Here is a 23,773-nt window from a genome sequence, read left to right on the forward strand (position 1 = left end):
TAATTAATGCGAGGGATATATTATTATGAGCAGATACTCTAATGTAGGTGTTTAGTAAAGGGGATGGTAAATGTTTGAAAAATTGATGAAGCTCTTTAAAAATGAAAAAGGAGCTAAAAAACCGCCTATAAAAAGCGATTTCTTACGCCTTAGAGGGGATGTCGCTAAGAAGCCGACTGTCGTGTCATCTGACATGAAGGGGCCGCCTGCGGCAATGCCTTTGCCCGACGCCAGCCAGGCCCAGGCTGTAGTGAGTAAGCCCGTGGAGGACATAAAGCCCCTGATGCAGTTACCCCCCGACATAGACCCTAGCCAGGTCGTAATCGTGAGGCGTGATGCTAAGAAGGCGGAGGGCGAGCGTTTCAAATACGTGGATAAGCCCCTCAAGCCTCTAGGCGATGAAAGCATCAAGGCGGAAGTCATCAAGTATGAAGATAAAAGAGGTGGGGAAGTCATAAAGTATAAGGCTAAGCCGGTGGCGTCTAGCGCAAACTCTGATGACCGGGAAAAGGCGGGGGCGCAGGTCTTCAAGTATACGCCGACACGGGTAGAAATTAAAAATTAATTTTTTAGGCTATTCTATTAGAGAAAATTTTTATGATTACAGCCACATTAATATTACATGTTAAGCCTATCATTTTGTCCGTCACACGGCATTTTAGGAGTTATGATCATGTCCGAGTCCAACATCACGATAACTTTAATAGGCGCCCGGCTGGCGAAGCCGGGGATCCAGTTCATCTTCCGCGGCGCGGCGGCGGAGTGCGAGAAGTGTAAGCTCAAGAACGTATGCTTGAACCTGGATAAGGATAAGAAGTACCAGGTCGTGGGGGTCCGCAACGGGAATGACCATGAATGTTTCTTACATGACGTATGCGTGCGGGCGGTAGAGGTCACCCCATGCCCCATAATCGTCGCCATCGAGTCGAGGAAAGCGTTCAATGGCTCTAAGATCGTCTACGAGGAGCCCGCTTGCGATACCGCATGTGCCTCCTATAGCCTTTGCCACCCTCCAGGGCTGGTTAGCGGAGAGAAATATACCATCTCAGAGGTGCTAGACGAGTCGCCACCCTGCGATAAGGGCCTTACGCTAAAAAAGGTAGAATTGAGGCAATAAATTATAAAGGCTGTATTTAGACAGCCTTGCTTTTTTCCGGGCTGCCATGAATGAAGAATTGCGCCGCCTTCCATAGCTTTTGTGCGGCATCCATCAGGAAGCCAAGGATACACAGCAGCAATGCAACCTTGATCATCGCCGTGATGAGCGGCGTGAACTCCGGGCTGAAGGGGAATGCCAGGTATACCCATGCTATCAGTAGGGCGCTTCCGACGTTCAGCGCCGACTCGATTATGGCGGGCACCCATTTCTGGAGGAGGAATACGAATAATAACTCAGCCACGATGGTACATGCCCCTAATAGGTTTATATATGGCAGGAAGCCCGTGAAGTCGGGCGTGAGCAGGCTAATCATCCTGCCCTCCTCCAGGCCCATCAGGAAGGGTATCTGCTGCCAGAATAGGTTTATTATAGCCAGCCAGAAGATGACCATCGCTATCGATAGCGCCACCTTTAGAGGCGATGTCATGTCACTCAAGCTTTTGTTTAAGCGCCTAAGCCGCTCTTCGTACGTGGCTTTGAGGCGGGACTCGTAAAAGTATATGGCCATAAATATTGCCGAGATGACCACGATAGCCAGAGCAAGGGCGGATACGACCATGATTATGGTACGCACCGGCGCGTCCACCTGGCCGGGGGCAACCAGGCTTAGCAAAGCTGCAACTATGAGAAAGGCCACGGCTATGCCGACGAGGGCCTGGACGGCCTTCCACATATGGTTTTTAAAGAGCGTCTCCCTTGATGGATACATGGCGGCTATCTTTTCCGCAGGCCCCATCTTGTCGATGACCTGCCTGATGATGGCCTCGTCCACCGCCACCTTCCCTTCAGCGGCCATGGCTTCTGCGCTATCCAGTATGTGCGTCCTCAGCTCTTTTGCGACCTCGCCGCGCTGCGAGGCATCCATATCCTTTGTAACATCACGAATATAATCGTCTATGATCGTGTCGATCATCTAATCCACTCCATTAATCCCCTTTTCCAGGCTTTCGATGGCCCTGCTAATCGATTTTAGCGAGGCCAGCAATTCTCCTCTAATCTTTTTCCCGTATTCAGTTATCACGTAGTACTTTCGCGGCCTCGGCCCTTCCGTGACCCACCGGCTGCTCAATATCCGCTCGTCCTCCAGGCGCCTCAATATCGGGTAAAGCGTGCCCTCTTCCACGCCTATCCCCGCCTCCTTGAGGTTTTTGATGATGTCATAGCCGTATCGCTCTTTTTCCAGTAGGCACATTACGGCGACCTGCATCACCCCTCTTTTCACCTCGGTTTCGAAGCGCTCCAAAATATCATCCATACTATCACTTGCGTTACCACATAGTGTGTGATATAATCTATTATATCACAAACAATACTGTATCACTCTATGTATATAAAGCATTCGGCAGCCGCCCAGAAAAAAAATGAAAAAGAGCCGGTATAACGGCCTATTCTTTAGGCTCCTCTACCAGGTCAGCCTCGGTAAACACCTCTTTATAGACTACCTGCTTGAGGCCGACAAAGCTAACCAGGAAGCGGGCGATAAGCACCTTGCCCAGCAGCCATTCCGTATCCATGCTATAGTCTTTAGGGACCTCAATGGTCACGGCATCGCCTTCGAGCACGTATTCCGCATCGGGGCTGATATAGCCTTTAATGATGGCATCCACCTTATCCTCCTTGCCCTCTATTACGTCCTCAATCGTGTACTCAAAAACAAGGGTCTTGCCGGCCAATGGCTCATTATAGTCTACCTTCGCCCTGCCCCCGCTCACGCTCTCCACGACGCCCACCCTGCCGCCCGACTCCACCCACATGCCAGGCTCCACCTTCTGCTCGAACTTCTTCGTCGGGACGGTCTCGATAAGCTCCAGGCTCCTGAACCCATAGCCTTTCTCCGGCGGCACTATAACGGTGCCCTTATGCCCCTTCTCCTTTCCAAAAAAATCTTCGTCCAGGCCCTGTACTACCGTGTTCGAGCCTACGACTACGATCATTGGCCTGTAGACCCTTTCCTCGTCGAAAATGCCGCTCTCCTTTGCCACGCTTTCATCCGTCGTGTCGAAGACCGCCCCATTTTCTAGCTTTCCCGTGAAGGACAGCTTAATAATATCTCCTTTTGTAATAGGCATAATATCAATCCGCAATATTCGTTAGCTAATGGAATGGGCGTCCATACGCATTAATGTTGTGAGATAAAAAAAGATAAATTATAGCCTATTCTTTCTTTTCTTGTTGCTCGGTAGGGGCTTCTTCTGCCTTAGGAGCCTCTGGCTTCTTGTAGGTCTCCTGGAAGACCACTTCTTTTATGTTGCCCTGCTCCATGATCTCGCTGGCGGCGACGCCCTTTGCGATGAGCCAGCGCTGGTTGAACGAGAGCTCCTTGGGGACTTCGATGATGACCTTTTCGCCCTCAGTCTTGTGCTGCATGTCCTGGCCGCTGTACATCTTTAGTATGGCGTCTATCTTCTTGTCGGTGCCCTCGATGAGCTCTTCAATGGCATAATCGTAGATTAGGGTCTCCCCGGCCAGCGCCGGGTTGAAGTTGATGCGCACGCGGCCGCCCGCGGTGCTCTCCACAACGCCAGTCCTGCCCTGGACCTGGACGCGCATGCCCGGCTTAACCTTTTCCTTGAACTTCTTCGCCGGTATGGTCTCGATCAGGTCGAGGCGCCTCAACCCAAAGCCCTTCTCAGGGGGCACTTCAACGTGGCCCTTGTATCCGACTTCCTTACCTATAAGATCTTCGTCAAGGCCGGCCACAACGTATCCCTTGCCCGCGATGATGGTCTCAGGGCCGTAGCTTGCATTTTCGTTGTAGACCCCGTTCTCCCTGGCGACATTCGCATCGGTGGTGTCGAAGACGGCGCCGTTCTTGAGCCTGCCCGTGTATGATAGCTTGATGAAATCTCCTTTCTGTATAGCCATAAATGACACCTTTTAGTTAAATGTTGTAGTCTTAAAGATATTATGATGTCATAATCCTTACGGTAATAAGTGTGGTGAAAGTGTTATATGTGAAGCGTTTGATTCTCTATTGATGATTGAGATAGAGATTAAGGCCCGTGTGGACGCTGGCGCTTTGCGCAGGAGGCTCGGGCAGGAGGGCGCCACCCTGGAGAGGAGGGTGGAACAGACGGATTTATATTTTAATGCCCCGCATAGGGATTTCGCCCGGACGGATGAAGCACTAAGGCTGCGCAAGGAAGAGGGCCGGGTATTTTTGACCTATAAGGGCAAGAAGCTTGACGCAAAGAGCAAGACGCGTAAAGAGGTAGAGGTGGAGGTTGCCGACTTTAGGAGGATGGAGGACATCCTGCTTTCCCTCGGGTTTACGAGGTCGCTTCGGGTCCATAAGACGCGTGAGATTTACCATTTTGGGGATGCAGTGGCGTGCCTTGACATGGTGGATGGCCTGGGCGAGTTCGTGGAGCTCGAGGCGCTCGCCTCCGATACGAAAGATATTGAGGAGAGGCGGGACTGGCTTATAGGCGAGATGCGGCGACTTGGAGTTGAGGGCGAGCTCATCAGGGAATCATACCTGGAAATGCTACTGGCGAAAAAATAAATATATATGGCATCGCTTTTCACCACAAAGCTCACAACTTAAACACCAGCTTTTTCACCATAAGGTACACAAAGTTAACACAAATTATATAATTATTTTAAAATAAATAGGTCATGCTCTCATGCTTTAAATTGAATATAGGAAATAGTGTACTTTGTGTTTTTGTGTTCTTTGTGGTGAAAAACCTGGTGTTAACTTTGTGTACCTTGTGGTAAAAAAGACATCACCATTTCTCCCAGTGTTCGAGCTTCTCGCCAAGCCTGGGCGGAGCGTAGGGCGACTCGTCGGGGAAGCCGAGCGGCATTAGCATGACAGGCCGGACGCCCTGAGGTATGCCTAACAACTCTGAGATGGCCTGCTCATTAAACGCCCCAACCCAACACGTACCCAGGCCCAGGTCAACGGCCATGAGCATCATGCTCATGGCGGCCGCCGAGGCGTCCTGCACGGCATAAAGCTCCCCACGCTTGCCATACTTCTCCGATGAGCGGCTCATGTTAGCGCAGACCACGATACAAACCGGGGCCTCCACGATGAACGACTGCCCCAAGGCAGCCTTACATATAAGCTCTCTCATACGACGATCCTTAACAATTACAAAATCCCTGCCCTGAAGGTTTCCGGCCGAAGGAGCCATGTGGCCGGCCCTTAGTATGGCCTTAATCATTCCATCCGGAACATCCTTATCCTGATATCTGCGAATCGACCGCCTGAGGTCGACCGCCTCAGCGACTTCCATGATACCACCAATAAATTTATATCAGGACATCGTATTAAGCTGTATCGAGCCTTACAAGGGTATACTGGTGGACATGCAATGAGAATCACGATGGACCTGGAGCTTAAGGACATACCGGGGCAGCTCGTAAAGGCGCTGGAGCCTATATCGGACGCGGGCGGCAACATAGTGAGCGTCGTCCACCACCACGAGCAGCGCACAAACAGGGGAACTATACCATTGCAGGTAGTATTCGACATTGAGGACGGGCTGGGAGCGCTCAAGGAAAAGCTGGAGTCGCGGGGCATCAAGGTGGTCGGGTTTAACCAGCTGAGGCTGCTAGAGCACAAGACAGTCGTCCTGGTCGGCCACATCATACATTCGGATATAAGGGATACCATCGAGCAGATTGATTCTACGGGCTATGCTGAGGTGGTAGACCTTGCGATGAGCATGCCAGGGATCTCTCTTAAGTCCTCCGCCCGCATCGGAATAAACGCCGCGGGTAAGGAGGAGATGAAAAAGGCCATCAGGCTTTTGAGGAGCATTGCCAAAGAAAAGGACTTGCTTTTGATTGAGCCCATCGAGACGGAGGAGATGTGATGGCCCTAAAGGTGGCAATCATCGGCTTTGGCAACGTTGGCAAGGGAGTTGCTAGAGTCCTTTCGGAGCGTAAGGATGGGCTGTTTAAGGTCATAGCTATAGCTGATTCTAAGGGTGCCGTCATAGATGAGGACGGCCTGGACCTTGCTAAGGTATTGGAATTAAAGAATAACGGCGGCCTGGTGAGGACGAGCAAGTCCAGCATGGACGTCGTCAGGGGTTACGATTATGACATCCTGGTCGAGGTGACGCCGACCGACGCTAAGACGGGGGAGCCTGGCCTTTCATATATTAGAGAAGCTTTGAAGCGGGGCAAGCACGTCGTGACCTCGAACAAGGGGCCTGTAGCCTTAAAATATAAGGAGCTGAAAGGCCTCGCGAAGGAGAATAACGCTCATTTCCTCTTCGAGGCCACCGTAGGAGGCGCCATGCCCGTGTTCAACCTGATGAGGGCGCCTCTGGCGGGCAACAGGATAACGGGCATAATGGGCATTTTCAACGGCACATGCAACTACATATTGACGAGGATGGCAAACGAAGGGCTTCCTTATGACATGGTGCTCTCCGAGGCCAAGGAGCTGGGAATCGCCGAGGCGGACCCTACATATGACGTCGAGGGCATCGATACCGCTCTGAAACTCGTCATACTTGCGAACGCCGTCTTCGGGATGGACGTAAAGCTCGAGGACGTGGACCGCGTGGGCATTTCCGGCGTTTGCCTTGAAGCCCTGAAGCTGGCTGGAGAGGCTGGCATGGTCATAAAGCTCATTGGCGAGGTCCGCCCGAATGGCGAGGAGGCCGTCCTCAAGGTCAGCCCCAGGCTTGTGCCTAAGAATCACCCGCTGGCGGTGCAGGGCACCCTTAATGCCGCCCTCATCCATACCACCCTCGCCGGCGACATATACGTTATAGGAAAGGGCGCGGGCTCCATCGAGACGGCCAGCGCGATTTTAAGCGATATGCTCTACATAGCCTCTTCAAGGTAGGTCGTATGGCAGCCAGGCTCCAGATCTCTGAGGTCATCCGGCTTTGCGTACGGGAGTTCAACAGGATTACGGTCGGCGGTGGCATCCGGCTTTTGAAGTGCGAGTCATGCGGGAAGCTGACGGATAGGGGCGTCATCCTGGACAGGGACATCGTCGAGGAGGGCGCATCCGGCCAGCTTGAGAAGGTTGGCCATGAGCGCTGGCTCCTTTGCCCTGAATGCTCCAGTGGCTTGGTTGAGAAGGCTAATGCCTTTACGGAAGAGCTATTAAAAGGGCTGGAAAAACGATGATCTCAAAATTAGCCCGATGTTTCGCCACGCTCTTTAAAATTGGTTTTTGTGCCTCTAAAATTTTTTGGTAGTTACGACACGTTTTTATGCACATATTGTGTATGACATAATCATAGAGACTATGAAAGAAGGGGCATAGGCACCGCCATGCTCGATTATGCTACTGCCGTTGCCATAAAACTCTCGGACGAGGTCGCAGGGTGCCGTATCTTGACAGTGGACTCTAAGAAGAACTCGGTCGATTTTTATAAGAAATACGGGTTTCAATTAGCGAATTGCGGTGGAAGGAGAAATACTATACCTCTCTATAAGGATATACTCGGGACACGAATGAGAGCATAAAAAATCTTGATTCGTCGCTCTTTAGAAAATCTGATGCAAGAGACCACTTACAGCGTGGAGCTTCTATAGCCCCCTAAAAAACACCTTATTTTTTGGCTCTTCTCTAGATACGGGGTGAGGAATTTTGATGTTCGTGACCGGTGCAAGTCGATATATAATGAGGAATTGGCTTTAAAATAACGTAATAGAAAAAAAAGGATTCCTATCGTCATTGAGGAGTTCGTGGAGCTTCTCTTTATTATTCTAACATCGGCTAACAAAAGTCAATCCTAAATCCGGAGAAGAACCGAAAAATTTAATATTTCAATAAAGCATTTATTTTTTAATGCTTAACAAGCGCTTATGGAGCAACCACCATGTATAATATAAATAGATGGCTATGTATGCTAGTTATAATATTTGTTCTAACACCGGTCGTATTTTTATCCGGGTGTACGTGCACTTTTTTAGCAAGCCCGGAAAAACAGGAAGCATACAACGATTATATTGCAAAAACCCAAGAGCTGGGGAACTCTCTGGACCGATTAGAGCAACTTAATAAAAGTGTATACGATATGTTGCAAGATATAAACTACGATTTCAACAATACCGCCGAAGCCTATACTGCATTAGGGAAGATAACCGCTTCTTTAGATATTTATATGGATGAACTGGATGTTTTTATTACAGATTGCGATAACGTCATATATGCATCCCAAAAATACCGTACATATCTTAATCCGGATAGCTCGGAATATAAACAACTCTTAAATAATGAGACCTCTCTAACCAATAGTGTCCAGAACGCAAAAAAACTAAAGGAGCTATGTATCTCCACGAAAAGTTTATTTGTAGAGATGAATACCTGGATGCAAAAAGCGACTGCCCTCTTAAATAAATTCAATGAAGGTAAGTCGCTAACAACAGGGCAGGAGTTTTATACCTGGTTAATTACTACGAGGCCTGTTTTAGATGGCTATAGCACTGAAAGTAATATTTTAATTTCCATGACCGATGATACGATAAAACAAGCCCAAATAAATAATATGCCTGACGATGGTATAGTAAGTCTCCGGCAGTTTAAAAATTTTATTATATCCAGTAATAGTGAAATAGTCTCTAGTTACAATACATTAGTAGACCTATATAATTCGCAATACGGTTCGGCTTTTGGATATGTTTCCAAAGCCTAACCTCTTTTTTCTTATTACATTGGCGTTGATAGTAAGATTATTATTTTATATCTTTTATTAAGTAATAAATTGTTTTGCCATCATTGGTTAGTTTATATAATCGTCTTTTTTAGCATTCGGGTTAATACACTCGACGATGCCATTTGATTTTAATCCGGTTAACATTCTAGTCTTCAACGTTTAAAGCGCATAATTCCTTATTCCTTAAGCTATAGTAAGACCGCTACAGTAGCCCTGTCTCTTATCGTGGTGCAAGCCTCTGGTAGGCCCCACGCTTTCAGCGGGTTGAGAGTGTCGGGCTGCCTCGCCACCCTGCGGGGCAGTTTATAGTCTAACCGTATGCCGCGGCTCGCTGCAAGGTATTTGGGGCTGACCAGTTTCAATCGTATCGTAGTATCCCGCAAACCCCTGTGTTGCATGTCCTCCTCGATCCGCCTCGCTGTCTCAGCGTTTATCTCTGATAGTAGCGCTTTGCGAGGTATCTTATGTCTCGCAGAATACAGGTTATGTTGTCCTCGCTTAATCTGCGCTCGTACCTCAAATAGTTTTCAAGCTCCCCGAGCATGTGGCGGACGTCGGGGCTGATGTTATTCTTCCTAGAATCCCTTATCCTCCCCAAGTCTGCTATATGCCCTGTACAAGGTTTTTTAGTATTAATATGGCTTATAAATGGTGTGATTCCTCCCAGGGGAAGGGGACCCGCGTCTCTGATGCCCCGTAGAACATCAAAAAAATAGAAATAATGCCAATGTTAGGCGAAAGAGTAGCCCCGACCGGATTCGAACCGATGTCAAGGGATCCAGAGTCCCCTATGATTGACCACTACACCACGGGGCTATTTTTGCAACTTTAATGTATTATCCAACCATATAATGTTTTCGCTTTTAAGGTGAAGGTGAGGGCTAAGATAGAAAATTAGTTATATTTTGTATTTTATATTAATTATTATGCAGGGTCCATCTCTTGAAAAGCCGGCATGGCTAAAGGTCAGGCTGCCGAGGACGGATAGGTATGGCATCGTTAAGGAGACCCTGTCAGAGATGGGCCTGAACTCGGTGTGCGCAAGCTCGAAATGCCCTAACGCCTTCGAATGCTGGGATAATGGGTCCCTTACCTTCATGATACTGGGGAAGGTTTGCACCCGTGCATGCCGGTTCTGCGCAGTCGAGCACGGCCGCTATGGGGAGGAAGTCGACCCTAAGGAGCCATACAGGGTGGCCGAGGCGGCAAAAAGGCTTGGCCTATCCTATATAATCATAACGTCGGTGGACCGAGATGACCTCGAAGACTACGGCGCCATGCACTTTGCCAGCTGCATTAAGGAGGTAAAAGAGCAAAACCCCTCTACTAGAGCTGAGGCGATTATACCTGATTTCTGTGGCCGCGAGGACCTTTTATTAAAGGTGATAGAGGCAGGGCCGGATGTCATTACTCACAACATCGAGACGGTGGAAAGGCTTACGCCATTGGTAAGGGACCACAGGGCGGGATTTTACCGCTCGATGGGCGTTTTAAAGAGCGTTAAGGGATTTAAGCCTTCCATCATCACCAAGTCCTCGATGATGCTCGGCCTCGGGGAGGAAGAGGAGGAGGTTAAGGAGACGATTCGTAGGCTTCGGGAGATAGGTGTAGATTTGCTCACGCTGGGGCAATACCTCCGGCCGGGCGAAGGGTCGATGCCCGTCCAGAGGTACGTACATCCCGAGGAGTTCGAGCGGTTAAGGGAGCTTGCCCTCTCCATTGGCTTCAAGGCCGTAGCGGCAGGCCCATTCATCAGGAGCTCATATCACGCTTCAAAATATTTTAGCCGGGTTGATGGACATGATAGATGATAAACACCTTTTTAGGCTGATAGCGGGCGAGACGTTCCATATAGTTGAGCAAGATGGCACGGCAAGCGAGGCGGACCCGGGGCTTCCGCCGGACACGCTGCTAGAGATGTACCGGATGATGGTACAGGCAAGGGCCTTCGACGAGAAGGCGCTAAAGCTTCAAAGGATGGGAAAGATGGGCACGTATGCGCCCCTGAGCGGGCAGGAGGCGGTACAGATAGGCAGCGCGTTTGCCCTGGGGGAGGAAGACTGGATGGTGCCATCATACCGTGAAGCAGGGGCGATGATGGCAAGGGGGGTGCCCATGAAGCTCCAATACATGATGTGGATGGGCAACGATCTAGGGAATCGCATCCCTGACGGCGTTAATTGCCTGCCCATCTCTATACCCGTCGGAAGCCAGATGCTTCATGCTACGGGCTTCGCCTGGGCAGCGAAGGTGAGAAAGGAAAAATATGCGGTTATTTGCTACTTTGGCGATGGCGCTACGTCCAGGGGGGATTTCCATGAGAGCCTTAACTTTGCGGGCGTATTCCAGGTGCCCGCCGTCTTTGTATGCTCTAATAATGGCTACGCAATTTCTACGCCTGTAAAGGACCAGACTCACGCCGATACGCTCGCCCAGAAGGCCGTTGCCTATGGTATTAGGGGCTATCGCGCGGATGGCATGGACGCTCTCGCAATGTACGTTATTGTAAAGGAGGCTTTGGAGAGAGCGAAAAAAGGCGAGGGCCCTACGTTGATCGAGGCGCTTTGCTACCGCTATGGGCCTCACACGACAGCGGATAATCCCGACCTTTACAGGCAAAAGGAGGAAGTTGAGAAGATAAAAAGAGAAAGGGACCCAATTGCCCGCTTTAGAAACTATTTGGTAAAAAAGGGGCTGTGGGATGACGCTAAGGAGAAGTCCCTTCTTGAGGAGATAGACGGCCTCGTAGACGCTGCGGCTAAAGAGGCGGAGCAGTCGCCGCCGCCCACGCTGGAAGACCTCGCGAGGAACGTGTTCGCCCGGATTCCGGAGTATCTTGCTGAAGAAGTGGAATACTATAAAAAAGTGCAGGGAGGCGCTCGCCAATGATGATGAATAACGTGCAGGCAATCAATGATGCCCTTATGTATGAGATGGGCAGGGATTCTTCAGTCATGGTCATGGGAGAGGACGTGGGGAGGGAGGGGGGCGTGTTCAGGGCTACAGCGGGGCTGCAGGAAAAATATGGCAGGGAGAGAGTGGTCGATACGCCCCTCTCGGAGAATGGCATTGTAGGCTGCGCCGTTGGGCTGGCGCTGAATGGCATGAAGCCAGTGGCCGAGATTCAGTTCTCTGGCTTCGTTTTCTCCGCATATGACCAGCTCATATCCCATGCTTCCCGCATGAGGCAGAGGTCTATGGGCCGCTTCCACGTTCCTATGGTGGTGCGGATGCCTTACGGTGGCGGCGTGAGGGCGCTGGAGCACCACAGCGAGAGCGACGAGGCTATTTTTACCCAGGTGCCAGGCCTCAAGGTGGTGGCTCCCCACGCGCCATCCGATATGAAAGGGCTGCTCATCTCCGCCATAAGGGACCCTGACCCGGTCATATTCCTTGAGCATATCAAGCTTTACAGGGCATTCCGGGAAGACGTGCCTGAGAGGGAGCACACTCTGCCCATCGGGAAGGCGAAAATTGTGGCGAAGGGTAAAGATGTTAGTATTTTTACCTGGGGAGCGATGGTTAATGTCTCCGCTGAGGCCGCGAAACAGCTTGAGAGGGAGGGCATCAGCGCCGAGGTCATAGACCTGAGGACGCTTAAGCCGCTCGATATGGAGGCTATAGTCGAGTCGGTTAAGCGTACTGGGAGGGCAATCATCGTGGAGGAGGCGCGCAAGCTCTCCGGCTTCGGCTCGGACCTGAGCGCGGCCATCGCGGAGCGTGCCCTGCTATACCTAAAGGCGCCCATAATCAGGGTGTCCGGCTACGATATCAGGTTTCCCCTTTATCGGCTTGAGGATGAGTACCTCCCCGAAGCGCGCCGCGTCGTGATGGCTGCCCATGAAGCCATGGAGCTCTAGGTGGTGATGTATAATTGGCGTACTTGTTTAAGCTGCCGGACCTGGGCGAGGGCATCACGTCCGGCGAGATTAAGAAGTGGCTTGTCGCCAGGAATGAGAAAGTGGAAGAAGACCAGGGTATCGTGGAGGTTGAGACCGATAAGGCCGTGGTCGAGTTGCCTTCGCCCATAGGCGGCGTCATCGAGGACCTGAGGGCTGCGGAAGGAGCAAAAGTGAATGTTGGAGACGTGATCGCCGTGATAAGGGAAGAGGGGGCGCCTGAGGCCGTAAAGCCACCTGAAGCTGTTAAGCCCGCGGAGGCAGGGGTGCCCGTGTTGGCCACCCCTTCGACGCGCATGCTAGCAAAGCAGCTTGGAGTCGATATCAATGCCCTGAAGGGCACCGGCCCTGGCGGCCGCATCACCGACGAGGACGTCAGGAAGGCGACAGAAAAGCCAGCAGTCCCGCCAATCCAGGCGGCTCCGCCAAAAGTGCCCGCTGCCGCAGAAGAGCGCCTGCCGCTGAGGGGGACCCGTAAGACTATCGCGGAACACCTGATGGCATCTCTTTCGAGAACAGCCCATGTGACGCTCATCGACGATGTGGACCTCACCGAGCTGGCGGCGCTGAGGGACCGGGTCAACAGGAAGCTTGCTGGCACCGCTAAGGTAAGCTACCTCGCCTTCATGGTAAAAGCCGTCGTGGCCGCCCTTAAGTCTCACCCAATCCTGAACGCCAGCGTGGACGACGAGAAGGGCGAGATAGTCATAAAAAAGTACTACAACATAGGCATAGCCGTGGACACTGACAGGGGCCTTATAGTGCCAGTTCTAAAGGACGCCGATAAGAAGAGCATAATAGAAATCTCACGGGAACTCGTGCATATCATAGAGCTGACGAGGGAAGGCAAGATAGGCCTTGAACAGCTAAAAGGGGGAACGTTTACCATAGCTAATATCGGGAGCATAGGAGGGCTGTTCTCGACGCCTATCATCAATTATCCCGAGTCTGCGATAATCGAGATGCAGCAGATACGGGATTCCCCAAGAATAGTAAATGGAACGGTGGCAATTAGAAAGGCCATGTACCTCCCGTTGACAGTAGACCACAGGATTATAGATGGCGCCGAAGGCCAGAGGTTCTTGAACGACCTTAAGCGCTACCTGGAAGACCCCGACCTTTTGCTCGTTAACATGGTTTAGGTGCTGGCATGGTAGTTGGAGACATAGAGGTTGGCACGGACGTGCTCATAGCCGGGGCGGGCCCTGCCGGGTATACGGCCGCTATACGATGCGCCCGCCTTGGGCTTGACGTGACGCTTATCGACAGGAATGAGCTTGGCGGGGTATGCCTTCATAAGGGCTGCATACCGGTGAAGGCCCTGCTACACGTATTCAGGCTTGTCGAGGACTGCAGGCGTGCGGCGGATATGGGCGTAAAAGCCGATGGCGTAGCCGTGGACCTGAAGAAAGCATACGAGTGGAAAGATGCGGTGGTGAAAAGGCTGGAGCACGGCATCAGGGAGCTTTGCCAGGCCAGCGGCGTCCAGGTCATGGAAGGCTCATGCTCCTTTCTCTCGTCCTCAAAGGCGGTCGTTAGCGGCCCTTCGGGCACCCAGCGCGTCACGTTTAGGAGAGCGGTGATTGCGACGGGCGCGAGACATAAGCCTCTGCCGGGCCTGCCCTTCGATGGAAAGTCCGTCCTGAGCCCGGACGATGCCATTTATCTTGACAGGCTCCCCGATGATGTGGTCATCCTTGGGGGCGGCTACGCAGCTATAACAATAGGAGCGCTGATGGCGGCAGGAGGCATGAAACCTACCATCATCCATAAAGGCGAGAGGATGCTATCATTCGTTGACAGGGACCTGATTAGGCCTGTTATAAAAAAATTTGGCGAAAAAGGCGTAAAAGTTTTTCAGGCCAGCTCCTGGTCTGTTGAAAGGATGGACGATGGGCTGAGGGTCGAGTTCGAGCACGATGGCGTGAAGGAGCAGGCTGAGACGAAAACGCTGGTCGTAGCAATCGGCATGCTCGCCAATACCGATGGGATGGGGCTGGAGAATACCGGCGTGAGGCTAGATGGGGATGGGTTTGTAATGGCTGATGAGAACTTCAGGACGGACGACCCCGCCTTCTATGCCATTGGAGACGTGAAGTGCGGTCACTGCAACGCCAGCATAGCTTTTTGGGAGGGCATGTCGCTGGCCGGCATCCTCGCGGGCAGGCCAGGATGGCCTGGCTATATGGCCGTCCCACAGACCATCTCCACGGACCCCGAGATAGCGTCGGCAGGCTATACCGAGGAAAAGGCTAAAGAAGCGGGCATCGAGGCCATAGTAGGCCGCTTTCCGTTCACCGCTAACGGCAAGGCGGTCTCGATGGGGAAGGCGGAGGGCTTCGTAAAGGTTATCGCCGAGAAGGGCACCCACCGCATCCTCGGAGTCCATGTGGTCGGCCCCGGCGCCTTCGATATTCTCCAGGAGGGCGTCCTGGCCATAGAGATGGGGGCGAGGCTAGAGGATATCATGCTCACCCTGCACCCGCATCCGACGCTCTGCGAGGCCGTGAAGGAGGCTTGCGCCGCCGCCCTGAGAGAGTCGACGAGCATCATAGAGAAAAGCTAGAGACCAAACATTAAACTAACATATTAAAGCCCATAACGTTACCGTAAATATTATAAGCACATATGCGTATAGAAACAGATTGGCTTTCAATTGAAGTCAACTCCTTTAAAGCAGGTTGTTTAGTAAGCACATGTTAACTCGCTTACTAAACAACTCAATAGCCAGAGGACAGCCTATAGTACGATGGAAATCTTATTTTTCTCGTAACATGTATATTGATGTTATTATAATTATGATTATGCCCGTGACCCCGCCCATGGCGTCGGGAGACGCCGCGGCAGTAGACGGTGTATGCGCTCCTTGTCCGATGATCATGAGAGGTAAAGGCTTTACATCGTCCGTTGAGCCGTCACCTACCTCGCCATAGTAGTTTCCGCCCCATGCCCAAACGCTGCCGTCCTTTTTTAATGCAAGACTATGCATGCCTCCTGCGCTTATCGCTATAACATCTTCAAGGTTAACTTTAACTGGCGAAGGTTTCGTATTCCAATAGCTTCCATCTCCCAGCTCACCCATCATATTATAGCCCCAGGTCCAGATCGTACCATCATCTTTCAATGCCATAGCGTGCCTGTCACCTGCAGATATATCGACGATGTCGGACAATCCTATGACCTGTATCGGCGTGCTTTGATATGGGTCATCTAGAGGGCCGTTCATTTTAAAGCCTTTTCCAAGCTGTCCCTGACTACCATCACCCCATGCCCATACCGTGCCATCATTTTTTAGGGCTATGGTGAACGTGCCACCGGCGTCCACGTCTTTAACGTTGTCCAGGCCACCTACCCTTGCGGGGGATAATACGAATTTATCAGTAGAATTAACGCCAAGACAACCGGTCTGGTACCGTCCCTCCTGGTCCTCGGCAAATATATTGCATCCCCACGCCCACACCGTCCCATCGTCTTTTAGCGCTATGGTAGAGCCACCCTTCGATGATACGACCTTCACGTTATCTATGGGGATACGTACTGGAGAGAGTCTAGTAATATTCGTGCCGTCTCCTAGCTGGCCATAAAAGTTTGCTCCCCACCCCCATAAAGTCCCATCATCCTTTAAAGCAAAGCTATCTAGCCCTCCTGCAAATATGGCAGTTACATTTGATATGTTAACCTGAACCGGGGTAGATCTTGTTATCTTCGTGCCGTCTCCTAGCTGGCCATTACGGTTATAACCCCACGCCCAAACAGTGCCGTCATCCTTTAAGGCTAAATTATGGTACATGCCAGCAGAGACAGACTTAACTCCCGTCATATTTAGCCTATGGATCAATAGATATTTCGTATCATCCGTAGATTCGGCAAGCTGTCCGGAACTGTTATTGCCCCATTCCCAGATAGTGCCATCATCACAAAGAACTATATTGTGAAATTCACCGGCAGAAATTTCCTCGACCTTTTGGGACGCCGAATTCACCGGCACTACGAATGTAAATAACAAAACCGATACCAGGATTAATCGTAACATTTTCCTCGTCAAATCCAACTCCTCCAGTACTAGTCACCATATCTCGTAAATATCAAACAGTCAAGCAATAGTAAAACCGATATCTCGGCTAGCATTAAAATCGCGTACGGTAAAGAATTATTTACGACCTGCAAAAAGGGAAAAGTCGTATCAAACAAGTAAAAGCTAACTACATTAGAATAAAGTGTGTGAGGGTTTATTAAAGAAATAGTTCCTAGCAGTGAGCCTAAGTCGCAATACCAGTCAAGATAGAAATAGGCTATTAACAGCCCTAAGGATTCTAAAAAGTTTTCGAATACTATCCCGAACAGCATGGCCAACACGATGGTAAGTGAACACTCCATCGATAATCCCAGTATATACACGGATATTCTCGATAAAAATTCTGTCATCGAGAGCGGCATTCGGAAAAAGAGCATTAAGAGTAGCGAGTAAATAGCGATACTAATCGCTATAAAAATCGTGATGAACACGCTTATCCCGATAAACTTTCCTATAATCACGTCTCTACGGTATAACGGTTTTACCAGAAGAACGTTAAACAAACTTTTACTACGATCCTCCAGTATCGACACGATACCGATAAACGCCGCCATAACGCTGCATATAAGAGACGTCTCATACCACATCTGCGCGAATCCAGTCACGAACCTATCAGGCCCATCCGGATCATGAAACTCCATGATCTGCAGCATACGACAACCGGCTGCACTCTGGACGAACGCTAACACAATAAATATGCACATTAATAATATGGCGACCGGATGCCCTGCCACCCTTTTAAACTCGTTGACGCCGACCAATAAAAACTGGCTCAACTCGCCACTATTAGCCCTATCAATCATGCGATGTCTCTCCTCATAAACGCAATATAACATAGAACAAGGACCACCAGCAAAAAGATTATAAGCCTGAAAATCTCCGGCTCAACATAATTCATCGCAGCGCTCATGCTTAAAGAAGGCTCGAGGAACGGATTCTTAAAATTTGTTATGATTCCGTGAGGCGATAAACCCCTTATCACATGCTCTACATGATAACGGTCCATCCAAAACAACAGCGATATATTACCCGCAAAACTAGTCGTGCGAATCATATCAGATAAGAATACTGCGATGAAGCTCAAGAGAAGAGAGAATGCTTGATTCTTGACAAGTATGCCCATTAGCATTGATAGAACGATGAAAAAAGTGATGAATATCAACGAAGTAAATAAGATAACCGGCAGCCGGGTAATATAATCTCCAATAAAAGGAGCTATGGAATTTCCGCATATGATGAACATGGCTGAGGTAAAGAAAAGAATTACTATGCTAAATACGCATATGAAGAAACCGATCACGCCAAGCAACTTGCCGTTAATCACTGTATCCCGGTATACTGGCTTTACGAGGAGAGTATTCAGCGCGTTTCCACGCCTTTCACTAGCTATAGAGTTACTGCCTATCATAATACCAACGATAGCGCCATAACCCGATAGGATATTGATTAGGATAGATAACATTAGTAAGCTTAAATTGCCATTAACGTTCTTTGAAACGTTAGTGCTTGGATCGCTGAAGATATTATAGAGATTATTGACATTCAAAATTATAAGAATCAGGTAGATGGCGATGACAGTAAGTATAAGTCGACTGGCTAAAAGATCGTAGAACTCTTTTTTTGCCACAATTAGAACATTATTATACATACGATATCTCCATTGGTAAGGTGAAAACAGCAGCAACAAGTATTCCGATGTTTCTTAGTTTCATGCACTTTCACTCCTTTAAAGCAGGTTTAGTTATGCCCTTGCGGGTTAGGCTAAGCATATATCAGGCATTCTATATATATATTAGAAGCCTGCCCACCTGCATGGGCAGGTTAAAACGAGCAGAATATCGATGAGCTTAGACGCTATCTACTCCATAAACACAAACATATATTAAAAAATATTATAATATATCAGGCCGTTACAGTATGCCGATTTTATCATATCGATTTTACCGAGTACTTTTATCAATAAACGATATGCTGGTTAACGGATTGTGAGAGAAATTTAATAAACGCTTACTCAATATAAAAATATAGAATGGACGGGTATGAGTGATTGCGATGAAAAAGAAAATAGCCGGACTTAAGGCGATAAGTTTCAAGGATATTATCGAATCGCTCCATAGCAAAGAAAGAAGGAGCGTATGCTGGTACCTCTCTTTTACCTATCCGGCATGGGCAACGATCATGGATATAGCTCGTGGCGTCCAGTCGGACTATAAAAACGTCAAGGGCGCGTTAATAGGCGATGGCGAAAGGTATAGTAAAAAGCTTGCTCTTGTAAAAGTGGGTCTGGCTGAGCGTAAAATCGTCAAGTTTGGCCGGCAAAAAAGGTACATGTACAGGGCAAAGCGCAGGAGCTCGATGACGGTTATCGATGATGGCTAATTAACCGGAAATTATGGTCGAATTGTTATCGTGAAAAGTTCCACTCGTAGCTATCGTACTTTTTTATTATGGCTTTCGTAAAGGCCAATTCATTTTCAGTAAGGGCGCCCAACCGCCACTCCTTCCCCTCGGTAAAACCGCGCAGGAGGGCGTCGTATAACTGCTCTATGGAGGCGCCTGTCAGCTCTTTTACGCTGGCGATCCCTGCCTCGAAGCTCGACGCCGGCTTATCCGAAAGCTTGAGCTTCGAAGGCTTAAGCACGGTGAACATCGTCTGCCTATCGAGCCTATAGAGGATGGTGCCATGCTGCAAGAGCACCCCATTCCTGCGCGTCTGGGCGCTTCCCGATATCTTTTTTCCATTAACGATGACGTCGTTTATTGGCCTGAAGTCTGCTTTAATTCCGAGATATGAAAGTCCTCTGATTATGTATGAGCATATTTCACGATATGATTCGCGTATGCCCGATGGGAAGCACCGCTCAGGGGCGGCGACGCTGTACGTGATCTCGCCATTATGAAATACGGCGCCTCCGCCGGTCCTCCTCCTCACGATATCAATGCCCAGCCGGCGACATGCGTCGACGTCGATCTCATCCCTGGCATTCTGAAAGCGCCCGATAGAGACCGCTCCAGGCGCCAGCCAGCGGTAAAAGCGCATGGTGGGCGGCGACAGGCCCGACGCAACGCATTCGGCTATCGCGTCATCGATGGCCATGTTCTCCACCGCACTATAAGCGTTAAGCCCTACGACCCTCCACATCCCTGGCGCCCTCATACAGCCTTACTAATACGTCTACGTCGAGCCCGATTAGCTCAATCCCCCTATTTTTGACCAGTTCTGATAGCGTGGCCTTAGCATCCCTTCCTCCCAGGCTAGATAATGCCTCCTCAATAGCCCCTAATCCCTCCTCAGGATAGATGAAAAAATCGCCCGATATCCTCACTCGTCCCTCCTCATCTAAGGCCATCCTTACGAGCTTGCCGCCCGGCACCTTGGTCTCCATCATAGGCTTTCCGTGGGAAAGCCGTTCATCTTCCACTCAAGGAGACCCCCCTTATAATCCCGGACGTTCGTAAATCCCATCTTTGCCAGCGCTTTTGCGGCGCTCGTGCTGGCGGAGCAAACGTAGCTGTCGCAATAGACGATGATAGCATCATCTCCCTTAAAGAGCTGTTTAGCCTTATCCAGGCTATCCAGAGGTATACTCATCGCCCCTTTTATGTGCTCCTTCGCATACTCTTCACTGCCGCGGACGTCCACGAGCTTTACCGGCTCGCCCCCATCTATAATCTTTTTAAGGTGCGTCACGCTGATGAATTTAATTTGAGCGGTGGCCACGGCATCACCAAAATAAAAAAGAATTGGCGAATATATAAGCTCACGGAAATGATATAACGCCATTTCTAAAAACCGTTAAACATGCATTTATAAAGGCAGTTTATCCGAAGATATGCCAACTAACCCATAAATATATAATTGTCACATTATATTTTGCAAGCGTTTTGTGTTTAATTGAGGGTAAATTGAGGAGGTAATGCTATGAGAAAGTTGAGGATAGCCCTGGTCATATTGCTATTGCTGGCTTTTACGGCGGCATCACACGCCGCAACGGCGAGCCTGATATCCCGGGGAGACATGGGGGATATTGGAAAGTCCAGGGCGACGATGGATGGAATACAGAAAAAAATGGCTAACAGCAGCTCAGACATAGCGAGACAGTACGGGCTGCTCGACGCCTATGCGAAGTACATGGCCAGACAGAGCATGGATAATGCCACGAGGAGCATCAGCGCAAGCCAGAGCATGGGCGCCATCACGCCGCCCATGACTGCCGGGTACGGCATGCCGCTCCAGGGAATCGGGGACGCGATAAAAGCGCTTGGCAGCATTGAGATCAGCATCAAGGCCCCGGTCACAATAGCCAGAAGCATCAGCATACCCAGGCTGGCGATACTATAATCTGTGGGGTGGCAGGGTCAGGCGGTCTTGATCCTGGCCACTTCCTCCAGGTTAAGCTCCTTTATCGAGATTTCCCGCATCTTGTACTTCTGTATCTTGCCCGTAACCGTCATGGGAAACTCGTCGACGAACTTGATGTAGCGCGGTATCTTGTAGTGCGCTATCTTGCCCCTGCAGAACTCCTTGATCTCCTCAGGGGTCACGTTGCACCCGTTCTTCAGCTTAATCCAGGCCATAAGCTCTTCCCCATACTTCAAGTCGGGCACGCCTATGACCTGCACATCGCTGATGGAAGGATGCTCATACAGGAACTCCTCCACCTCTCTCGGGTAAATGTTCTCCCCGCCCCTGATGACCATATCCTTAAGGCGGCCGGTTATCTTGCAGTAGCCCTCATCGTCGAGAATGCCGAGGTCTCCCGTGTGTAGCCATCCATCCTTATCGATGGCAAGGCTGGTCGCCTCCGGGTTATTATAGTAGCCCTTCATTATCATGTACCCTCTCGCACAGATTTCGCCCGGCTGCCCTCGAGGCACCATCTTGCCAGTCTTGGGGTCGACTATCTTTATCTCGGCGTGGGGCATCGGCTTTCCCACGGTAGACACGCGGCGCTCCAGCGGGTCAGCGGTGGAGGACATTGTGAGGCCGGGGGAAGCCTCAGTCTGCCCGTATGTTATCACCACGTCCCTCATGTTCATGAGCGTGCTAACCTTTTTCATGTACTCGATGGGGCACGGCGAGCCCGCCATTATGCCCGTCCGAAGCGAGCTCAGGTCGAACTTCTTGAAGTCGGGGTGCTCTAGCTCGGCTATGAACATGGTTGGCACGCCGTGAAGCGCAGTACACCTCTCCTTTTCAACAGCGGAGAGCGTCGACACAGGATCAAAATACTCTGCCGGCAATACCATGGTCGCACCGTGTGTCACGCACGCCATGTTCGAGAGAACCATGCCGAAGCAATGGTAAAAGGGCACGGGAATGCACAGCCTATCCTTTTCAGTAAAGCTCATGCACTCGCCTATAAAATAGCCGTTATTCAGGATGTTATGATGGGTGAGCATCACGCCTTTGGGAAAACCTGTCGTGCCAGAGGTATACTGGATGTTTATCGTGTCATCAAAGTCGAGCGAGCACTGGACGCCGCAGAGCACGTCATCCGGCATCTCCTCGCCCATCCTCAGCATCTCGTCCCACGTATACATGCCAGGCTGCCGTTCACCCCTTATCAATATCACCGTCTTCAAAAACGGCAAGTTTTCCGAGCTTATCTGGCCGGGCTTTGACGACTTTACCTCCGGGCACACCTCGTATAGCATTTTAACGTAATCAGACGTCTTGAAGCGGTCGATGAGAAGCAGGGCCTGCGTCTCGGATTGCCTGAGCACGTATTCTAGCTCGTGCGTCCTGTAAGCCGGGTTGACGTTCACCAGGATTATCCCGGCTTTGGCGGTGGCAAACTGGGTGATCACCCACTCCGCGATGTTCGTCGCCCATATTGCCACGCGGTCGCCCCTCTTCAGCCCTAAGCTTAATAGTCCCTTTGCAGCCTTGTTTACCTCTTTTTGCAGCTCACGATAGGTGTATCTTACGCCCTGGTGAAGCGACACGAGGGCATCGTTGTCCGGGTACTTTTCAGCTATCTCGTCGAACATGTCGCCGATCGTCTTGCCGATGAGCGGCTTTTCCGACCCGGTGAACGCATAGCTTAGGGAGACCCTTCCTGGCATTTCTGTACCGTCCATCCTCTGATATGTGACAGCATATGTCATCCTATCGATATGGCTCCCCATATTTAAAATTACCCACTACTAAACGAGGCATTATTGGCAATAAGGAGATGCTCCTATATTTTAAGTAAATATCCATTAAATATCTTTCGCTCGTTAAACGGAATAATGAATATTTTTTTATCAAATTTTTAATGATTTATTATTAATAAATGGGCTTTTGAGGCATTTAAGGGCTAATGGAGCATTAAGCATGCGCCATGCCACCTCATCGCATGGAAGCGTTTAAATAGTGGTTCAGGATGTTGCATATTATGTGTAAAGTGCTAGCGAGCATAACGCTAAGGGTGGCTAATTTTTACGAAGAGGTAAACACATGCAGGAACGAATAAAAGAAGTTGCCGACAGGATAAAAGAGCTCAGGAACATCCTGGGGATTAGCATAGACGACATGTCTGGCTACCTTAAGGTAGGCAGGGAGAAATACCTGAGGTACGAGAATGGCGAGGAGGACATTCCGGCAAGCGTCCTCTACGAGATTTCCCGGAAGCTCGGCGTGGAGATGAGCATTCTTCTCACGGGTGAGACGCCCAGGATGCACTATTTTACCGTGACAAGAAAGGGGAAGGGCGTGAGCGTTGAGCGGAGGAAGCAGTATAAGTACCAGAGCCTGGCCGCCAACTTCATCAATAAAAAAGCGGAGCCTTTCATCGTGACTGTGGACCCTAATAAAACCGAGGTGCAGACCAATTCCCACCCCGGGCAGGAGTTCAACTACATCCTCGAGGGCAGCCTTAAGCTTATCATCAGAGATAACGAGATCGTATTAAACGAAGGCGACTCAATATATTTCGATTCAAGCTGTGAGCACGCAATGGTGGCCCTGAATGGCAGGCCGGCGAAGTTTCTGGCGATCATCATGTGAGGGTAAAAA

At 50.1% G+C, this 23,773-nt stretch carries 28 protein-coding genes, 1 tRNA gene and 1 pseudogene; 16 read left to right on the top strand and 14 right to left on the bottom strand.

Features of this window, described 5'->3' with window-relative positions:
• The first annotated feature begins 70 nt into the window (after positions 1–70).
• Positions 71–565 carry a hypothetical protein gene (locus MTC_RS09335; RefSeq protein WP_014406446.1) on the top strand — a complete coding sequence of 165 codons (495 nt, stop codon included), beginning with the start codon at positions 71–73 and terminating at the stop codon, positions 563–565.
• A 108-nt stretch (positions 566–673) separates the two neighbouring features.
• Positions 674–1,117, top strand: a complete 444-nt coding sequence (locus MTC_RS09340) for a UPF0179 family protein (RefSeq protein WP_014406447.1) — start codon at positions 674–676, stop codon at positions 1,115–1,117.
• Between the two features lie 16 nt (positions 1,118–1,133).
• Here MTC_RS09340 and MTC_RS09345 read toward each other — a convergent pair whose 3' ends face one another.
• From MTC_RS09345 to MTC_RS09360, 4 genes are all read right to left on the bottom strand, one after another.
• Positions 1,134–2,072, bottom strand: a complete 939-nt coding sequence (locus MTC_RS09345; protein ID WP_014406448.1) for an HAAS signaling domain-containing protein — start codon at positions 2,070–2,072, stop codon at positions 1,134–1,136.
• Positions 2,073–2,414, bottom strand: coding sequence for a PadR family transcriptional regulator (locus MTC_RS09350; RefSeq protein ID WP_014406449.1), 342 nt, complete (start codon positions 2,412–2,414; stop codon positions 2,073–2,075).
• A gap of 130 nt (positions 2,415–2,544) precedes the next feature.
• Complete coding sequence (locus tag MTC_RS09355) at positions 2,545–3,228, bottom strand: FKBP-type peptidyl-prolyl cis-trans isomerase (protein ID WP_014406450.1); 684 nt, start codon at positions 3,226–3,228, stop codon at positions 2,545–2,547.
• A gap of 85 nt (positions 3,229–3,313) precedes the next feature.
• Entirely contained in the window at positions 3,314–4,024 is a 711-nt protein-coding gene (locus MTC_RS09360; RefSeq protein WP_014406451.1) for an FKBP-type peptidyl-prolyl cis-trans isomerase, read from the bottom strand.
• Between the two features lie 112 nt (positions 4,025–4,136).
• Here MTC_RS09360 and cyaB point away from each other — a divergent pair, with 112 nt between their 5' ends.
• Positions 4,137–4,664 carry a class IV adenylate cyclase gene (gene cyaB, locus MTC_RS09365; protein WP_014406452.1) on the top strand — a complete coding sequence of 176 codons (528 nt, stop codon included), beginning with the start codon at positions 4,137–4,139 and terminating at the stop codon, positions 4,662–4,664.
• Between the two features lie 223 nt (positions 4,665–4,887).
• Here the strand turns inward: cyaB and MTC_RS09370 are convergent, their stop codons facing one another.
• Complete coding sequence (locus tag MTC_RS09370; protein ID WP_014406453.1) at positions 4,888–5,403, bottom strand: nitroreductase family protein; 516 nt, start codon at positions 5,401–5,403, stop codon at positions 4,888–4,890.
• 78 nt (positions 5,404–5,481) lie between these two features.
• Between MTC_RS09370 and MTC_RS09375 the strand changes: the two genes are divergently transcribed.
• The 5 genes and pseudogenes from MTC_RS09375 (at position 5,482) to MTC_RS09395 (ending at position 8,775) form a co-directional block, all read left to right on the top strand.
• A complete protein-coding gene (locus tag MTC_RS09375) occupies positions 5,482–5,985 on the top strand; it encodes an amino acid-binding protein (RefSeq protein WP_014406454.1) in 504 nt (167 codons plus the stop codon).
• Positions 5,985–6,971, top strand: a complete 987-nt coding sequence (locus tag MTC_RS09380) for a homoserine dehydrogenase (RefSeq protein ID WP_014406455.1) — start codon at positions 5,985–5,987, stop codon at positions 6,969–6,971. Before MTC_RS09375 ends, MTC_RS09380 begins: the two co-directional genes overlap by 1 nt.
• A gap of 5 nt (positions 6,972–6,976) precedes the next feature.
• Positions 6,977–7,261, top strand: a complete 285-nt coding sequence (locus tag MTC_RS09385; RefSeq protein WP_014406456.1) for a hypothetical protein — start codon at positions 6,977–6,979, stop codon at positions 7,259–7,261.
• Between the two features lie 123 nt (positions 7,262–7,384).
• Positions 7,385–7,603: pseudogene (locus tag MTC_RS13830) on the top strand (GNAT family N-acetyltransferase); the annotation flags it as partial.
• A gap of 383 nt (positions 7,604–7,986) precedes the next feature.
• Positions 7,987–8,775, top strand: coding sequence for a hypothetical protein (locus MTC_RS09395; RefSeq protein WP_048189291.1), 789 nt, complete (start codon positions 7,987–7,989; stop codon positions 8,773–8,775).
• A 209-nt stretch (positions 8,776–8,984) separates the two neighbouring features.
• Here MTC_RS09395 and MTC_RS13155 read toward each other — a convergent pair whose 3' ends face one another.
• Positions 8,985–9,194, bottom strand: coding sequence for a hypothetical protein (locus MTC_RS13155; protein ID WP_014406458.1), 210 nt, complete (start codon positions 9,192–9,194; stop codon positions 8,985–8,987).
• 345 nt (positions 9,195–9,539) lie between these two features.
• Positions 9,540–9,612 (bottom strand) — tRNA-Gln (locus tag MTC_RS09400).
• A 110-nt stretch (positions 9,613–9,722) separates the two neighbouring features.
• Between MTC_RS09400 and lipA the strand changes: the two genes are divergently transcribed.
• The 5 genes from lipA to lpdA are packed head-to-tail and all read left to right on the top strand — an operon-like array spanning position 9,723 to position 15,261.
• Entirely contained in the window at positions 9,723–10,607 is an 885-nt protein-coding gene (gene lipA / locus MTC_RS09405) for a lipoyl synthase (RefSeq protein WP_014406460.1), read from the top strand.
• Positions 10,591–11,685 (top strand): pyruvate dehydrogenase (acetyl-transferring) E1 component subunit alpha, encoded by a 1,095-nt coding sequence (gene pdhA, locus MTC_RS09410; protein ID WP_014406461.1) that lies wholly within the window; start codon positions 10,591–10,593, stop codon positions 11,683–11,685. Before lipA ends, pdhA begins: the two co-directional genes overlap by 17 nt.
• Entirely contained in the window at positions 11,682–12,656 is a 975-nt protein-coding gene (locus MTC_RS09415; RefSeq protein WP_014406462.1) for an alpha-ketoacid dehydrogenase subunit beta, read from the top strand. Before pdhA ends, MTC_RS09415 begins: the two co-directional genes overlap by 4 nt.
• A 14-nt stretch (positions 12,657–12,670) precedes the next feature.
• A complete protein-coding gene (locus MTC_RS09420) occupies positions 12,671–13,837 on the top strand; it encodes a dihydrolipoamide acetyltransferase family protein (protein WP_014406463.1) in 1,167 nt (388 codons plus the stop codon).
• Between the two features lie 8 nt (positions 13,838–13,845).
• Positions 13,846–15,261, top strand: a complete 1,416-nt coding sequence (lpdA, locus tag MTC_RS09425; RefSeq protein ID WP_014406464.1) for a dihydrolipoyl dehydrogenase — start codon at positions 13,846–13,848, stop codon at positions 15,259–15,261.
• A 192-nt stretch (positions 15,262–15,453) separates the two neighbouring features.
• Here lpdA and MTC_RS09430 read toward each other — a convergent pair whose 3' ends face one another.
• From MTC_RS09430 to MTC_RS09440, 3 genes are read right to left on the bottom strand one after another with little or no spacing between them, the layout of a single operon-like run.
• On the bottom strand, positions 15,454–16,728 hold the full coding sequence (locus tag MTC_RS09430; protein WP_052322809.1) for an RCC1 domain-containing protein: 1,275 nt from the start codon (positions 16,726–16,728) through the stop codon (positions 15,454–15,456).
• Positions 16,729–16,757: 29 nt separating this feature from the next.
• Positions 16,758–17,573, bottom strand: coding sequence for an ABC transporter permease (locus MTC_RS09435; RefSeq protein ID WP_014406466.1), 816 nt, complete (start codon positions 17,571–17,573; stop codon positions 16,758–16,760).
• The gene (locus MTC_RS09440) at positions 17,570–18,418 is read right to left on the bottom strand and encodes an ABC transporter permease subunit (protein ID WP_014406467.1); all 849 of its coding nucleotides are present in this window, start codon (positions 18,416–18,418) and stop codon (positions 17,570–17,572) included. Before MTC_RS09440 ends, MTC_RS09435 begins: the two co-directional genes overlap by 4 nt.
• Before the next feature lie 404 nt (positions 18,419–18,822).
• On the opposite strand from MTC_RS09440, the gene MTC_RS09445 reads away from it, so the two are divergent.
• Complete coding sequence (locus MTC_RS09445; RefSeq protein ID WP_014406468.1) at positions 18,823–19,149, top strand: archaellum operon transcriptional activator EarA family protein; 327 nt, start codon at positions 18,823–18,825, stop codon at positions 19,147–19,149.
• A 25-nt stretch (positions 19,150–19,174) separates the two neighbouring features.
• Here the strand turns inward: MTC_RS09445 and MTC_RS09450 are convergent, their stop codons facing one another.
• From MTC_RS09450 to MTC_RS09460, 3 genes are read right to left on the bottom strand one after another with little or no spacing between them, the layout of a single operon-like run.
• The gene (locus tag MTC_RS09450) at positions 19,175–19,912 is read right to left on the bottom strand and encodes a lipoate--protein ligase family protein (RefSeq protein WP_014406469.1); all 738 of its coding nucleotides are present in this window, start codon (positions 19,910–19,912) and stop codon (positions 19,175–19,177) included.
• Positions 19,890–20,159 (bottom strand): hypothetical protein, encoded by a 270-nt coding sequence (locus tag MTC_RS09455; protein ID WP_014406470.1) that lies wholly within the window; start codon positions 20,157–20,159, stop codon positions 19,890–19,892. Before MTC_RS09455 ends, MTC_RS09450 begins: the two co-directional genes overlap by 23 nt.
• Positions 20,156–20,491, bottom strand: coding sequence for a rhodanese-like domain-containing protein (locus MTC_RS09460; protein ID WP_048189637.1), 336 nt, complete (start codon positions 20,489–20,491; stop codon positions 20,156–20,158). Before MTC_RS09460 ends, MTC_RS09455 begins: the two co-directional genes overlap by 4 nt.
• A gap of 201 nt (positions 20,492–20,692) precedes the next feature.
• Here MTC_RS09460 and MTC_RS09465 point away from each other — a divergent pair, with 201 nt between their 5' ends.
• Entirely contained in the window at positions 20,693–21,112 is a 420-nt protein-coding gene (locus tag MTC_RS09465; protein ID WP_014406472.1) for a hypothetical protein, read from the top strand.
• Positions 21,113–21,129: 17 nt separating this feature from the next.
• Here the strand turns inward: MTC_RS09465 and MTC_RS09470 are convergent, their stop codons facing one another.
• Positions 21,130–22,839 (bottom strand): AMP-binding protein, encoded by a 1,710-nt coding sequence (locus tag MTC_RS09470; RefSeq protein ID WP_048189638.1) that lies wholly within the window; start codon positions 22,837–22,839, stop codon positions 21,130–21,132.
• A 376-nt stretch (positions 22,840–23,215) separates the two neighbouring features.
• On the opposite strand from MTC_RS09470, the gene MTC_RS09475 reads away from it, so the two are divergent.
• Entirely contained in the window at positions 23,216–23,764 is a 549-nt protein-coding gene (locus MTC_RS09475) for a helix-turn-helix domain-containing protein (protein ID WP_014406474.1), read from the top strand.
• The last annotated feature ends 9 nt before the right edge of the window (positions 23,765–23,773 follow it).

It is taken from the genome of Methanocella conradii HZ254, assembly GCF_000251105.1.
Classification (GTDB): domain Archaea; phylum Halobacteriota; class Methanocellia; order Methanocellales; family Methanocellaceae; genus Methanocella; species Methanocella conradii.

What these genes read in the sequence shown, in the direction of transcription:
- MTC_RS09335 (WP_014406446.1), top strand. Translation starts at nt 71, where the DNA reads ATGTTTGAAAAATTGATGAAGCTCTTTAAAAATGAAAAAGGAGCTAAA.
- MTC_RS09340 (WP_014406447.1), top strand. Translation starts at nt 674, where the DNA reads ATGTCCGAGTCCAACATCACGATAACTTTAATAGGCGCCCGGCTGGCG.
- MTC_RS09345 (WP_014406448.1), bottom strand. Translation starts at nt 2,072, where the DNA reads ATGATCGACACGATCATAGACGATTATATTCGTGATGTTACAAAGGAT.
- MTC_RS09350 (WP_014406449.1), bottom strand. Translation starts at nt 2,414, where the DNA reads ATGGATGATATTTTGGAGCGCTTCGAAACCGAGGTGAAAAGAGGGGTG.
- MTC_RS09355 (WP_014406450.1), bottom strand. Translation starts at nt 3,228, where the DNA reads ATGCCTATTACAAAAGGAGATATTATTAAGCTGTCCTTCACGGGAAAG.
- MTC_RS09360 (WP_014406451.1), bottom strand. Translation starts at nt 4,024, where the DNA reads ATGGCTATACAGAAAGGAGATTTCATCAAGCTATCATACACGGGCAGG.
- cyaB (WP_014406452.1), top strand. Translation starts at nt 4,137, where the DNA reads ATGATTGAGATAGAGATTAAGGCCCGTGTGGACGCTGGCGCTTTGCGC.
- MTC_RS09370 (WP_014406453.1), bottom strand. Translation starts at nt 5,403, where the DNA reads ATGGAAGTCGCTGAGGCGGTCGACCTCAGGCGGTCGATTCGCAGATAT.
- MTC_RS09375 (WP_014406454.1), top strand. Translation starts at nt 5,482, where the DNA reads ATGAGAATCACGATGGACCTGGAGCTTAAGGACATACCGGGGCAGCTC.
- MTC_RS09380 (WP_014406455.1), top strand. Translation starts at nt 5,985, where the DNA reads ATGGCCCTAAAGGTGGCAATCATCGGCTTTGGCAACGTTGGCAAGGGA.
- MTC_RS09385 (WP_014406456.1), top strand. Translation starts at nt 6,977, where the DNA reads ATGGCAGCCAGGCTCCAGATCTCTGAGGTCATCCGGCTTTGCGTACGG.
- MTC_RS09395 (WP_048189291.1), top strand. Translation starts at nt 7,987, where the DNA reads ATGCTAGTTATAATATTTGTTCTAACACCGGTCGTATTTTTATCCGGG.
- MTC_RS13155 (WP_014406458.1), bottom strand. Translation starts at nt 9,194, where the DNA reads ATGCAACACAGGGGTTTGCGGGATACTACGATACGATTGAAACTGGTC.
- lipA (WP_014406460.1), top strand. Translation starts at nt 9,723, where the DNA reads ATGCAGGGTCCATCTCTTGAAAAGCCGGCATGGCTAAAGGTCAGGCTG.
- pdhA (WP_014406461.1), top strand. Translation starts at nt 10,591, where the DNA reads ATGGACATGATAGATGATAAACACCTTTTTAGGCTGATAGCGGGCGAG.
- MTC_RS09415 (WP_014406462.1), top strand. Translation starts at nt 11,682, where the DNA reads ATGATGATGAATAACGTGCAGGCAATCAATGATGCCCTTATGTATGAG.
- lpdA (WP_014406464.1), top strand. Translation starts at nt 13,846, where the DNA reads ATGGTAGTTGGAGACATAGAGGTTGGCACGGACGTGCTCATAGCCGGG.
- MTC_RS09430 (WP_052322809.1), bottom strand. Translation starts at nt 16,728, where the DNA reads ATGTTACGATTAATCCTGGTATCGGTTTTGTTATTTACATTCGTAGTG.
- MTC_RS09435 (WP_014406466.1), bottom strand. Translation starts at nt 17,573, where the DNA reads ATGATTGATAGGGCTAATAGTGGCGAGTTGAGCCAGTTTTTATTGGTC.
- MTC_RS09440 (WP_014406467.1), bottom strand. Translation starts at nt 18,418, where the DNA reads ATGTATAATAATGTTCTAATTGTGGCAAAAAAAGAGTTCTACGATCTT.
- MTC_RS09445 (WP_014406468.1), top strand. Translation starts at nt 18,823, where the DNA reads ATGAAAAAGAAAATAGCCGGACTTAAGGCGATAAGTTTCAAGGATATT.
- MTC_RS09450 (WP_014406469.1), bottom strand. Translation starts at nt 19,912, where the DNA reads ATGTGGAGGGTCGTAGGGCTTAACGCTTATAGTGCGGTGGAGAACATG.
- MTC_RS09455 (WP_014406470.1), bottom strand. Translation starts at nt 20,159, where the DNA reads ATGATGGAGACCAAGGTGCCGGGCGGCAAGCTCGTAAGGATGGCCTTA.
- MTC_RS09465 (WP_014406472.1), top strand. Translation starts at nt 20,693, where the DNA reads ATGAGAAAGTTGAGGATAGCCCTGGTCATATTGCTATTGCTGGCTTTT.
- MTC_RS09470 (WP_048189638.1), bottom strand. Translation starts at nt 22,839, where the DNA reads ATGCCAGGAAGGGTCTCCCTAAGCTATGCGTTCACCGGGTCGGAAAAG.
- MTC_RS09475 (WP_014406474.1), top strand. Translation starts at nt 23,216, where the DNA reads ATGCAGGAACGAATAAAAGAAGTTGCCGACAGGATAAAAGAGCTCAGG.